This is a genomic window from Streptomyces narbonensis (assembly GCF_014649015.1).
Classification (GTDB): domain Bacteria; phylum Actinomycetota; class Actinomycetes; order Streptomycetales; family Streptomycetaceae; genus Streptomyces; species Streptomyces narbonensis.
Window position 1 is genome coordinate 105332 of the sequence record NZ_BMSF01000020.1, and the last position, 12630, is coordinate 117961.

General features: G+C 71.7%; 11 protein-coding genes. 9 read left to right on the forward strand and 2 right to left on the reverse strand.

Annotated features, from left to right (window positions below; genetic code table 11):
• Positions 1-7: 7 nt before the first annotated feature.
• Both IE124_RS29760 and IE124_RS29765 read right to left on the reverse strand, forming a co-directional pair.
• A complete protein-coding gene (locus tag IE124_RS29760; RefSeq protein ID WP_189512260.1) occupies positions 8-748 on the reverse strand; it encodes a phosphatase PAP2 family protein in 741 nt (246 codons plus the stop codon).
• Positions 749-968: 220 nt separating this feature from the next.
• Positions 969-1949, reverse strand: a complete 981-nt coding sequence (locus IE124_RS29765; RefSeq protein ID WP_229832990.1) for an alpha/beta hydrolase — start codon at positions 1947-1949, stop codon at positions 969-971.
• Between the two features lie 215 nt (positions 1950-2164).
• Here IE124_RS29765 and IE124_RS29770 point away from each other — a divergent pair, with 215 nt between their 5' ends.
• The 9 genes from IE124_RS29770 to IE124_RS29810 all read left to right on the forward strand — a co-directional run bounded on the left by IE124_RS29770 (position 2165) and on the right by IE124_RS29810 (position 12566).
• Positions 2165-2692, forward strand: a complete 528-nt coding sequence (locus IE124_RS29770; RefSeq protein WP_189512262.1) for an ATP-binding protein — start codon at positions 2165-2167, stop codon at positions 2690-2692.
• Positions 2693-2796: 104 nt separating this feature from the next.
• Positions 2797-4425 (forward strand): benzoate-CoA ligase family protein, encoded by a 1629-nt coding sequence (locus tag IE124_RS29775; protein WP_189512265.1) that lies wholly within the window; start codon positions 2797-2799, stop codon positions 4423-4425.
• A gap of 212 nt (positions 4426-4637) precedes the next feature.
• Entirely contained in the window at positions 4638-5132 is a 495-nt protein-coding gene (locus IE124_RS29780) for an acyl-CoA thioesterase (RefSeq protein ID WP_189512267.1), read from the forward strand.
• A gap of 97 nt (positions 5133-5229) precedes the next feature.
• Positions 5230-7623, forward strand: a complete 2394-nt coding sequence (locus IE124_RS29785; protein ID WP_189512270.1) for a bifunctional salicylyl-CoA 5-hydroxylase/oxidoreductase — start codon at positions 5230-5232, stop codon at positions 7621-7623.
• 13 nt (positions 7624-7636) lie between these two features.
• Positions 7637-8785: a carbon-nitrogen hydrolase family protein gene (locus IE124_RS29790; RefSeq protein ID WP_229832992.1), complete on the forward strand. Its 1149-nt coding sequence runs from the start codon at positions 7637-7639 to the stop codon at positions 8783-8785.
• Entirely contained in the window at positions 8782-9897 is a 1116-nt protein-coding gene (locus tag IE124_RS29795) for a cupin domain-containing protein (RefSeq protein ID WP_189512273.1), read from the forward strand. Before IE124_RS29790 ends, IE124_RS29795 begins: the two co-directional genes overlap by 4 nt.
• Before the next feature lie 47 nt (positions 9898-9944).
• Positions 9945-10850 (forward strand): fumarylacetoacetate hydrolase family protein, encoded by a 906-nt coding sequence (locus IE124_RS29800; protein WP_189512281.1) that lies wholly within the window; start codon positions 9945-9947, stop codon positions 10848-10850.
• A gap of 20 nt (positions 10851-10870) precedes the next feature.
• Positions 10871-11668 carry a maleate cis-trans isomerase family protein gene (locus tag IE124_RS29805; RefSeq protein ID WP_306432443.1) on the forward strand — a complete coding sequence of 266 codons (798 nt, stop codon included), beginning with the start codon at positions 10871-10873 and terminating at the stop codon, positions 11666-11668.
• Between the two features lie 64 nt (positions 11669-11732).
• Complete coding sequence (locus tag IE124_RS29810) at positions 11733-12566, forward strand: PaaX family transcriptional regulator (protein ID WP_189512284.1); 834 nt, start codon at positions 11733-11735, stop codon at positions 12564-12566.
• Positions 12567-12630 lie beyond the last annotated feature (64 nt).

The following is a 12630-nucleotide window of genomic DNA, read 5'->3' on the forward strand; positions in this document are numbered from 1 at the left end:
TAAGCCGTCAGGCCGTCTGAGGACTGCGGCCGTCCCGGGTGAGCTCTTCCCGGTTCAGCAGTGGAGTGAAGGCCCACCACACCAGGAGGGCCATTCCGGCTCCCGTCGTGGCGCCGGCCAGGGTGTCGCTCAGCCAGTGCGCGTGCAGCCAGGTGCGGCTCCACATCATCGCCAGCGTGAGGACCGCGCCGGCCGCCCACCAGCCGCGCCGCCGGCCCGCGGGGACGAGCAGGGCGATGGCGATCACCACGAGGAGGGCCGTTCCCGCGGTATGTCCCGACGGGAACGAACCGTGGTCCACACGGACCAAGGGGTCGGCGGGCCGCGGCCGGTCCACCCCGTACTTCAGGGCCTGGACGACGAGGACGTTCCCCACCAGGTAGGCGGTCAGCAGGCAGAACAGCGACGGCCAGCGCTTCCGGACCGCCAGGAAGACCAGCAGTCCTACGGGAACCACCACACCGAGCGGCCCGCCGAACCAGTCGAGCACGGTGGCGACCACGGCGTACGCGCCGTCATGCGGGCCTCCCATCCACCGCAGCCAGGTGTCGTCGAGGGGCTGGAGGACGGGGCGCCCGGGGCGGACGAGCACCGTGGCCGCGAGTGTGGCGGTGACCAGCAGGAAGAGGGCGCCGAGAGCGGGTGGGCCGGAGCGCCGGGCGGCGGGGGAGGGGCGGTCGCGCCGTGACGGCGCCGGGGCCGGCGACGGGGCGGTTGTCACCTGAGTCTGGGCCGGAGTACCGGTCATGGAGTACCTCTCGCGGGGTGCAGGGGGTGCAGGGGGTGCAGGGGGTGCAGGGGGTGCAGGGGGTGCAGGGGCTGCCGGGGGTGCAGCAGTGGCGGTATGGCGGGGAGCAGTGGTCGTACGGGGGTGCGGTGGTCGCGGGGACGCGCGCGGGTGTGTACCGGATGCCGAGCGCGGGGCGCCGTCGTGACGACGCCCCGCGCTGGGTGATCGGCGGTGGTGCTCAGGCCCCCAGTCGACGGGCGAGGAAGTCGACGCTCTCGGTGACGATCGGCGTCACGTCGGGTGCGCCGAGGAAGATGTGGTCGGCGCCCTCCACCGGCAGGAGGGTGACGTCCCCGCCGGCGTCCCGGAGAGCCTCGGCGAGCGCCTCGCTCTGGCTGTACGGAAGCAGTTGGTCCGCCGTCCCGTGGATCAGGAGGAACGGGGGCGGGGTGGAGGTGCCCGCGTAAGTGACCGGGCTGGCGGCGCGGGCGAGCTCCGGCAGCTGCTCGGGTGTGCCGCCCAGCAGCGCGCTGAAGGGATCGGGGTACGCGGAGCCGTCGGGCGCCGGCGGCATCGGCAGCGGGTGCGAGAGCAACGTGACGACGTCCGAGGCCGCGTACCAGGCGACGACGGCCCGCACGGCGCTGTCCTGGCCGTCCTGGCCCTGGACGCCGACGTTCCCCTCCAGTGCCGCGGTGTCCTCGGTGGCGTCCGGCCGCACGAGGCCGGCGAGTGCGGCGAGGTGTCCGCCCGCCGACTCGCCCATGACCGCGATCCGGTCCTTGTCGATGCCGAGCTCGGCGGCGAAGTGGCGGATGTAGCGGATGGCCGCCTTCGTGTCGTGCAGCTGCGCCGGGAACGGGGCCTCGAGGCCGTGCCGGTAGTCGATGGCGACCAGGGCGAGGCCGGCGCCCAGGACGGTGCCGTGCAGCAGCTCGACCGGCACGGTCGGCGGCGGGTAGCGGCGGTCGCCCTCCAGCCAGCCGCCGCCGTGGATCCAGACGACGGCGGGTACCGGCTGCCCGGACGCCGGCACGTGGACGTCGAGCAGGCACGGCCGGTACCCCAGCGTGGTCGCGTAGGTCAGGCCGTCGTAGTGGCGTACGCCGTCCTGGTCGACCAGCGGCGGCGTGGGGGCGCGGTAAGGCGGCGGCGGCCATCCGGACTCGAGTCCGGACGGCGGCTGTACGGCCGGGGCGATGGGAGGTGACTGGCTCATGTCCGCCTCTTTCCGAGGATGTGTGGCGGCGTTTTCCCATGAGATGTCCGAAATGCCTTGCGATCTCCATGGGGTCCGCCGTACGTTGTTACACGTGTAACACGATATGTGCGGCGTAGTAAACGTCTCGGTTGCCGGTCAGGTCGGCTGACGTGTGATCCCGGAGGTTACACGAGAAGACACGGTGTGCGTCGCCCCCTCGTCAGGGAGTTCCCATGCCCGGTCCCGTGCTGTCCCGGTCCGCCCCGCTGCCCCGCTCGCGCGGCGAGTCGCCGATCCGTTCCGTCCCGACACCCACGCCGCCCCCTCCGCGCCCCGGGCGTCGTCTCGCCTGCTGGGTGGCGCGGGGTGCGGTGCTCGAGGTTCCCCGGGTGCGGGCGAGCCTGCGCCGGACGCTCGAAGGCTGGGGCATCGCGTTTCCGTGTGTCGAGTTGCTGCTGCTGGTCGGCACCGAGCTCCTGTCCAACGCTGTCCGGCATGCGGGTGCCGAGGGAGGACGGCCGCGCGTCACGGTCGCCCTCGCCGGTGGCCGGCTGCGGCTCGACGTCGCCGACGGGGACCCCCGCATGCCGCACTTCGCCAGGAGTGTCGGGCCGGGCGCCGACCTGGGGGTCGACGTGGATGCGGAGGGTGGTCGCGGGCTCGCGATCGTGAGCTTCCTCGTCGACGAGGCCGGCGGTGAGCTGGCGGCGTTCCGGGTGGCGGTCGGCAAGGTCGTGAGGGTCTGCGTCCCGATCGTCTGACGGGGCGTCACAAAAATCAATGTCGCGAAATCTTGACGCTCGTCAATTTGGCGAAATACTTGCCGCACTCCCTCCGCTGCCCCCGAAACCGAGGTGTGCGCCCCATGGAGCTCTCCCCGTCCGCCCACGTGGACCCCTTCTGTCGTGACCGGCTTCCCCCTTCCGGCCACTGGCCCCAACTGCACTTCGATCTCCCGGAGTTGGCCTATCCGGACCGTCTCAACTGCGCCACCCGACTGCTGGACGACGCGGTCGCGCGCTGGGGCCCCGACCGGCCCTGCCTCCTCACCCCCGCCGATCGCTGGACGTACGGTGACCTGCTGCGCCGCGCCAACCAGGTGGCCCGGGTCCTGACCGAGGACCTCGGGCTCGTCCCCGGGAACCGCGTCCTGCTGCGCGGCCCCAACAACCCCTGGCTGGTGGCTGCTTGGCTCGGCGTTCTCAAGGCGGGCGGGGTCGCGGTCGCCACCATGCCCATGCTGCGCGCCGCGGAGCTGGCACAACTGACCGAGATCAGTCGGCCCCTGGTCGCCCTGTGCGATCACAGGTACCTCGACGAACTCGAAGCCGCCGGTACGCCGGGACTGACCGTCCTCGCCTTCGGCGGTGAGGGCGAGGGGGACCTGACGCGCCGGTGCGCGGCCAAGGACGGCACCTTCGAGGACGTCCCGACAGCGGCCGACGACGTGGCCCTCATCGCCTTCACCTCCGGCACGACCGGAAGGCCCAAGGCGACGATGCACTTCCACCGGGACGTGCTCGCCAATGCCGACACGTTCTCGCGGTACGTCCTCAAGCCCCGGCCGGACGACGTCTTCACCGGTACGCCCCCGCTGGCCTTCACGTTCGGGCTCGGCGGCCTGGTCGTCTTCCCGCTCCACGCCGGGGCGGCGACGCTGCTCGTCGAGCAGGCGGCGCCCCGGCAGCTGGCCGACCTCGTCGCCGAGCACGGCGTCACGGTCCTCTTCACCGCCCCCACCGCGTACCGGGCGATCATCGCCGAGGGCGCCGCGGACCGCCTGACCGGCCTGCGCAGATGCGTTTCCGCAGGTGAGGCCCTGCCGGCCCAGGTGTGGGAGGACTTCCACGCGGCGACCGGTCTGCGCATCATCGACGGCATCGGCGCGACCGAGATGCTCCATGTGTTCATCTCCGCCGCCGACGACGACGTCCGGCCCGGGGCGACCGGGAAGCCCGTGCCCGGTTACCGCGCGATGGTCGTCGACGAGACCGGTGCGCCGGTCGCCGACGGGGAGCCCGGACTGCTCGCCGTCACCGGCCCGACGGGCTGCCGATACCTCGACGATCCGCGCCAGACGGCGTACGTCCGGAACGGCTGGAACATCACCGGCGACACCTACCGGCGGGACGTGGACGGCTACTTCTGGTACGTGGCACGCAGCGACGACATGATCGTCTCCTCCGGCTACAACATCGGGGGCCCGGAGGTCGAGAAGGCGCTCATCGACCACCCCCACGTGGCGGAGTGCGCCGTCGTCGGTGCGCCCGACGAGCGGCGCGGCATGGTCGTCAAGGCGTACGTGGTCCTGGTCGACGGCGTCGCCGCCGGCGAGGCCACCGTCAAGGAGCTCCAGGACCACGTCAAGCAGACCATCGCGCCCTACAAGTACCCGCGCGCCGTCGAGTTCGTGACCGATCTGCCGCGCACGAGCAACGGAAAGCTGCAGCGGCACGTGCTGCGCCGACGCGCCGCGAACGCGGCCGGTGGCTGACAGCTGACGGCCCACGGCTGACGCCCCATGGCCAACGGCCAACGGCCGATGGTCGGCAGACGACGTCCGGCGCCGACGGCCAACGGCCGACGTCCGATGCCGACGTCAGGCGCCGACGTCCGGCGCCGACGTCCGACAGTCGGCGGCCGACATACCAAAGCCGGCGGCAGGCCGTCGACCCTCGAAGCCCGAAGTCCCACGAAAGGCTCCTCATGGAACCCCCCCTCACCCCCCGTGCGACCCCGTCGATCGGCAGCTGTGCCGAGGGGGCCGCCGAAGCCGGCGGGGCGAACCCGCCCGGCATCCTCATCGAGCGTCGTGTCGAATGGCCCGACACCGATGCCGCAGGCCACTACCACCACTCCACCGTCGTGCGCTGGGTGGAGGCGGCGGAGGCCGCCCTGCTGCGCCGCCTGGGTCTGGCCCACCTCTTCGGCAGCACGCCGCGCGTGCACTTCGAGGCCGACTACCTGGCGCGGCTGTGGTTCGGCGACCTCGTGCGCATCGAACTGCGCGTCACCGAGGTCGGCACCACCTCGCTGCACTACGCCTTCACCGTCCGCGCCCAGGGCGACGAGGTGGCGGCCAGTGGCCGGATGGTGATCGCGCACTCCTCCGCACACGCGTCGGGGGCCACGCCGTGGCCCGAGGACGTGCGCGAGCTCTTCACCAGGGCGGGCGAGCAGGCCCCCGAAATCTACGGCTGAGACGCCGGTTCAAGCAGGTCAGGCACATGTATATAGCTTTCTTGACGATCGCAGGAATTACGGCATACGTTGTTCCTCGAACCACTAGGAGGACGCCGTGCGCATAGCAGTCATCGGCGGAGGGCCCGGCGGGCTGTACTTCGCAGCCCTGGCCAAACAGCTCTCACCGCACTGGGAGATCACCGTCTGGGAGCGGAACGCGGCCGACGACACCTTCGGCTTCGGAGTGGTCTTCTCGGACGAGACGCTCGACGGCATCGCCCAGGCCGATCCGCACGTCTCCGCGGCCATGTCCGCGGAGTTCGCCCGCTGGAGCGACATCGACGTGCGCTACCAGGGGCAGGTGCTCACCTCGGGCGGCCACGGCTTCGCCGCCCTCGGCCGCAAGCGCCTGCTGCAGATCCTCCAGCAGCGGTGCGCGGCGCTGGGAGTCGACGTGCGCTACCGCACCCTCGCCCCGTCGGCGGCCGAACTCGCCGCTGGCTACGACCTCGTGGTGGCGAGCGACGGCGTACGGTCGCAGACCCGGAGCACGTACGCCGACACCTTCGGACCGGACCTTGACGAACGCCACTGCCGCTACATGTGGCTCGCCACCGACAAGGTCTTCGAAGCCTTCACCTTCATCGTCGCGGAACACGACTTCGGGACCGTGCAGGTCCACGCGTACCCGTTCGACGACACCCGCAGCACCTTCATCGTAGAGATCGACGAGGACTCCTGGCGGCGCGCGGGATTCGACGCCCTCGCGGCGCGCGACCTCCCGCCCGGGGCCGACGACGAGGCCGGCATCCGGCTGTGCGAGGAGATCCTCGCCGAACACCTCGACGGCCACCGCCTGATACCCAACGGCTCCCGGTGGATCAGCTTCACCACGGTACGGAACCGAACCTGGCGCCACGAGAACATCGTCCTGCTCGGGGACGCCGCCCACACTGCGCACTTCTCCATCGGATCCGGCACCAAGCTCGCCATGGAGGACGCCCTCGCCCTGGCCGCCTGCCTCCACGAACACCCGGACGTGCCCGGCGCCCTGGCCGCGTACGAGGCCGAGCGCAAGCCGGTCGTCGAGTCCACGCAGCGGGCCGCCCAGGCCAGCCTCGAATGGTTCGAGAACGTCGGCCGATACACGGGGCAGGAACCGCTCCAGTTCGCCTTCAACCTGCTCACCCGCAGCCGGCGGGTGACCTACGACAACCTGCGCGTGCGCGACGAGGCGTTCACCGAGGCGGTGGACAGTTGGCACGCGGAAGACCAGGCGGGCCGGGACCCCGCGGAGACCGGCCGGCGGAGCGACCCGGTCCCCCCGATGTTCCGGCCGTTCCGGCTGGGCGGGGTGCGCCTGCGCAACCGTGTCGTGGTGCCGCCGACCGCGCTGTACTCCGCGCGGGACGGTGTGCCGGGTGACTTCGAGCTCGTCCACCTCGGCACGCAGGCGGTGGGCGGTTCGGGCCTCGTCATCGCCGGCATGACGGCCGTCAGCGCCGACGGACGCGCCACCCCCGGCTGCCCGGGCCTGTACACCGACGAGCAGGAGGCGGCCTGGCGTCGCATCACCGACTTCGTCGGCGGGCAGTCGGACACCCGCCTCGGCATCCAGCTCACCCACGCCGGACGGCGCGCCGCCACCGGCACACCACAGGGCGACGACGACCGGTGCCACCCCCTCGGCGAGGACGGGTGGCCGCTGGTCGCCGCGTCCCCCCTGCCCTGGGACGCGGCGAGCGCGACACCCCGCGAGGCCACCCGCGAGGACATGGACGGCATCGCGCGGGACTTCGTCGCCACCGCCCGCCGCGCCGACCGGGCGGGCTTCGACGTGCTGGAACTCCAGTACGGCCACGGACACCTGATGTCGGGCTTCCTGTCGCCGCTGACCAACACCCGCACGGACGAGTACGGCGGTGCCCTTCCTGACCGGATGCGCTTCCCGCTGGAGGTCCTGCGCGCGGTCCGCGAGGTGTGGCCCGCGACGAAGGCCCTGCTCGTCCGGATCTCGGCCACCGACTGGGCCGAAGGCGGCATCGGCGAATCCGACGTGGTCGACCTCTGCCGCGCACTGGCGGACGCGGGAGCGGACGCCGTCGACGTGTCCACCGGAGAAGTCGTCGCACACGAGCGGCCGCGCTACGGCCGGAGCTACCAGACGCCCTACGCCGACCTGATCCGCAACACCGTCGGCATACCCGTCATCACGGTGGGCGCCATCTCCACCTACGACGACGTCAACTCCCTCATCCTGGCGGGCCGGGCCGACCTGTGCGGCCTCGGCCGGGCTCAGCTCCACGACCCGCTCTGGACGCTCCACGCCGCCGCCGCCCAGCGGTACGCCGGACCGGCCGCGCCCTGGCCGGCGTACTGGAAGGCGGGCAGCGGCAGACCGCCGGGCGCCCGCACCGACCGCGTGCCACCCCGCCTCCAACTGCTCCGGGACGCACCCGCACCCGTGCACCAACGGTGGCTTCCCGAGCACGCGACGGCAGCGGTCTGACAGGGAGGAACAGATGATGCAACAGACGGAGAGGCTGCCGCGCTTCACGGCGGCGGCCGTGCAGTCCTCGCCGGTCTACCTGGATCCGGCGGCCACGGTCGAGAAGGCCGTGTCCCTCATCGCCGAGGCGGCCTCCCAGGGCGCCGAACTGATCGTCTTTCCCGAGGTGTTCGTCCCCGGATACCCGTACTGGAACTGGACGATGAACCCCGTCCAGGGCTCCCCGTGGTTCGAGCGCCTGTGGCGGGCGTCCGTCGACGTCCCCGGCCCGCACGTGGACGCGCTGCGCGCGGCGGCGCGACGGCACGGCGCCGTCGTGGTCATCGGCGTCAACGAACGAAGCCCCCACAGCCTCGGCGTCCTCTACAACACCATGCTCACCCTCGGGCCGGACGGCGGACTCCTCGGAGTGCACCGCAAGCTCGTCCCCACCTGGGCGGAGAAACTGACCTGGACCGGCGGCGACGGCAGCTCACTGAAGGTCCATCCCACGCCCGTCGGCCCGCTCGGTGTGCTCGCCTGCGGCGAGAACACCAACACCCTCGCCCGCTTCACCCTGCTCGCCCAGGGCGAGTTGGTGCACGCGGCGAGCTACATCGCGCTGCCGGTCGCACCGGCGGACTACGACATGGCGGACGCCATCGCCGTCCGCACGGCCGCCCACAGCTTCGAGGGCAAGCTCTTCTCCGTCGTCGCCTGCTCGACGGTCTCCCCGGAGATCGTGGACACCATCGCCGGCGACGACCAGGACCTGCGCCGCATGCTCGCCCGCCCACGCAGCGCGCTCTCGGGGATCTTCGGGCCCGACGGCCGTCCCGTGACCGAGCCGCTCGTCGACGAGGAGGGCATCGTCTACGGCGAGATCGACCTGGCCAAGTGCATCCAGCCCAAGCAGATGCACGACATCGTCGGCCACTACAACCGCTTCGACGTCTTCCGCCTGCACGTCGACGACACCCCGCGCAGCCCGGTCACCTTCACGTCCGACGGCCCTCCGCGCAACCCGGTCGCCTTCACGCCCGACGACACCCTGGGCAACCCGATCGCCTTCACGTCCGACGGCACCCGGGCCACCACCCCCAAGCTCCCCACCATCCCCACGCTCCCCACCGACGACGCCCACGACGCCGAGGTCGCCGGGCCCCCGAAGGAGGACTCATGACCACTGCCGAGTACGACGACGACAGGCTGGGCCGGGCCCGCGTGTCCGACACCCCCGAACTCACCGCCTACTACGGCGAACTCGCCGAACAGGAGGCCGGCGCCCTCTGGACGGTCGCCAACGACATCGAGCCCTGGTACCCGCAGCCGAAGTCCGTACCGGTCCTGTGGCGCTACGACACCCTGCGCCCGCTGGTCCGAAAGGCGCTCGACCTGGTCAAGGCCGACGACGCCGGCCGCCGCGTCGTCATGCTCGTCAACCCCGGCCGCAAGGACGTGAGCGCCGCCGTCGGCCTCCTCTACACCGGCCTGCAGATCATGGGACCGGGGGAGGCCATGACCGCGCACCGGCACCAGGCGGCCGCCCTGCGCTTCGTCCACGAAGGGACGGGCGCCTGGACGATCGTCGACGGCCAGAAGCTGAAGGTCGGCCCCGGCGACTTCGCCATCACCCCCAACGGCACCTGGCACGAGCACGGCAACGAGGCCGACGACGCCCCCGTCATCTGGCAGGACGGCCTCGACATCCCCCTCGTCAACGCCCTGGACGCCGGCTTCTACGAGGTCCACCCGGAGCTGTACCAGCAGCCCGGGAAGGTGATCAACTCCTCGGTCCTCACCTACGGCGCCAACCTGCTTCCCCACGGCGCCGAGAAGTGGGCCCGCCCCTACTCGCCCCTGCTCGCCTACCCCTGGGAGCCCACCTACGAGTCGCTCCGCAACCTCGCCCGGGCCACGGAAGGCTCCCCGTACGACGGTGTCATCGCCGAGTACACCAACCCCGTCACCGGCGGATCCGTCATGCCCACCATGGGCGCCCACATGCAGTTGCTGCGACCCGGCCAGGCCACCCGCGCCCACCGTCACACCGGCTCGGTCGTCTACACCGTCGCCAAGGGCCGGGGTTACTCGGTCATCGCCGGACAGCGCTACGACTGGCAGCGCGGCGACATCTTCTGCGTCCCCTCCTGGGCCTGGCACGAGCACGCGAACCTCGACGAGGGCGAGGACGCCTGCCTGTTCTCGTTCAACGACTTCCCCGTGATGCGCTCCCTCGGCTTCTCCCGCGAAGAGGCGTACGCCGACAACGGCGGCCACCAGCCCACAGCCTGAGCCGCCGCCTTCCCCCCCCCGCCCACACCGCACCTCAAGGAGCCGTCATGCGCCTCGTGACCTACACGCTCGACGACGCCCCCGCCCGCCTCGGAGCCCAGCTCGACGACCGGGTGGTCGACCTCGCGGCCCTCGCCGCCCACCACGACACCGCGCTCCCGCACGACCTGCTGACCTTCCTCCGCGCGGACGCCGGCCTCCACGACACCGCGCGGCGGTTGCTCGCCGGCGACCCGTCCGGCTGGCCCGCCGCGGCCGTCCACGACCTCGGCGAGGTCGTGCTGCGCGCCCCGCTGCGCCCCGGCAAGATCATCGGGGTGGGACTCAACTACGTCGAACACGTCGAGGAGTCCAGCCGCAGCCTGGACACCGACAAGGACCTGCCCCCGCGCCCCGTCCTCTTCAGCAAGCCCGCCACCGCGGTCACAGGCCCCGGGCAGCCGATCCTGCACAACGGCAACCTCACCCGCCAGCTCGACTGGGAGTGCGAACTCGCCGTCGTCATCGGCCGCACCGCCTCCCGCGTCAGCGAGGAGGACGCCTACGACCACATCTTCGGCTACAGCATCGTCAACGACATCAGCGCACGCGACCAGCGCCGCTCCGGCCAGTGGTTCTTCTCCAAGGGGCAGGACTCCTACGCGCCCTTCGGCCCCGCCGTCGTGACCGCCGACGAGATCGCCGACCCCATGGCGCTCGACCTCGAACTGCGCGTCAACGGCGTCACCAAGCAGAAGTCGAACACCCGCCACATGCTCTTCCCCATCGCCCGACTCATCGCGGACATCTCCTCCGGCGTGACCCTGGAGCCGGGCGACGTCATCGCCACCGGTTCCCCCTCCGGCGTGGGCGCCGGCATGGTCCCGCCGGAGTTCCTCGTCCCCGGCGACACCGTGGAAGCCACCGTCGAGCACATCGGCACCCTCGCCAACCCCGTCGTCGACGCCCGCTGACCAGCGGCAACGGAGCAGCCATGACCACCCACCGCACCTACCGCATCGGCCAGATCGTGCCGAGCTCCAACGTCACGATGGAGACCGAGATCCCGGCCATCCTGCGGGCCCGCGAGACCATCGCGCCGGAGCGCTTCACCTTCCACTCCAGCCGCATGCGCATGACCCACGTCACGCCCGAGCAGCTCAAGGCGATGGACGCCGACTCCGACCGCTGCGCCGTCGAACTCTCCGACGCCCGCGTCGACGTCCTCGGATACGCGTGCCTCGTCGCCATCATGAGCATGGGCCTCGGCTACCACCGCACCTCCGAGGAGCGCCTGCACACCCGCACGGCCGAGAACGGCGCCGCCGCCCCTGTCGTCACCAGCGCCGGCGCCCTCGTGCACGGCCTGCACACCCTCGGCGCCAGGAAGATCGCGCTCGTCGCCCCGTACATGCGCCCGCTGACCCGGACGGTGGTCGACTATCTGACCCACGAGGGCATCGAGGTACTCGACTACGCGGCGCTGGAGATCCCCGACAACCTGGACGTCGCCGCCCACGACCCCGCCCGTCTCCCCGGGATCGCCCGCGCGCTGCGGCACGCCGACGCGGACGCCGTCGTCCTGTCCGCCTGCGTCCAGATGCCGTCCCTCGGGGCCGTCGAAGAGGCGGAGCAGCTCCTCGGGAAGCCCGTCGTCTCCGCGGCCGTGTGCACCGCGCACCAGATGCTGCGCACCCTGGACCTGCCGGCCGTCGCGCCAGGAGCGGGCCACCTCCTGTCCGGCGCGTACGCCGAGACGCCACTGCCGCGGAGGGAGCCGGCCACGGGATGACCACCCGCCCGCACCCGGTCCCGCAGCTGGGTAGGATCGCCCCCGCACACCACGGAAGGCGATCATGTCGGACAGTCCCCTCAGGCCCAGCTCGTTGATCAACACGGTCTACGGAGCCTTCCTCCGGCCGCTCGGGGGATGGGTCTCCATCGCCGACCTGATCGCCCTCATGGCCGAGCTGGACGTGGACGGACCGGCGGTGCGCTCGGCGATCTCGCGCCTGAAGAAGCGGGGCGTCCTGGAAGCCGAGCGGCGCGGCGCCAACGGCTACCGGCTCAGCCCGGCCGTCCACCCCGTGTTCGACGAGGGCGACCGGCGGATCTTCGGCAGTCTGGCGCCGGCGGACCTGGCCGACGGCTGGGTCACGGCGGTGTTCTCGGTGCCGGAGTCGGAGCGGGCCCACCGCCACCAGCTCCGCACCCGCCTGACCTGGCTCGGCTTCGGCAACATCACGTCCGGGGTGTGGCTTGCCCCCGGACGCCTCCTCGACGACGCCCGGGCCACGCTCGAACGGCTGGGCCTGAGCGAGTACGTCCACCTCTTCGCGTCGCGGTACGTGGCGTTCAGCGACCTGCGCTCCTCGGTCAGCACCTGGTGGGACTTCCCGGCGATCCAGGCGCAGTACGCGGAGTTCACCGACACCTACGGCCCGGTGGCGGCCCGGCTGACGACGGAGTCCGACATCGACCCCCGGGAGGCGTTCCGCCATTACGTCCCCATGCTCACGCAGTGGCGACGCCTCCCCTATCTCGACCCCGGCCTCCCGGAGGAACTCCTCCCCGAGGACTGGAACGCGGTCGCGGCACGCCGCTGCTTCCAGCAACTCCACGCCGTACTGGCCGGCCCCGGCCTCATGCACGTCACGACGCTGACCGGCCTGGAGACGGACACACCCTAGGTGTATTGATCACGAGCGTTGTTGACACTCGGCAGGTCTTGAACATGGCGAAGACCTCCGGTGT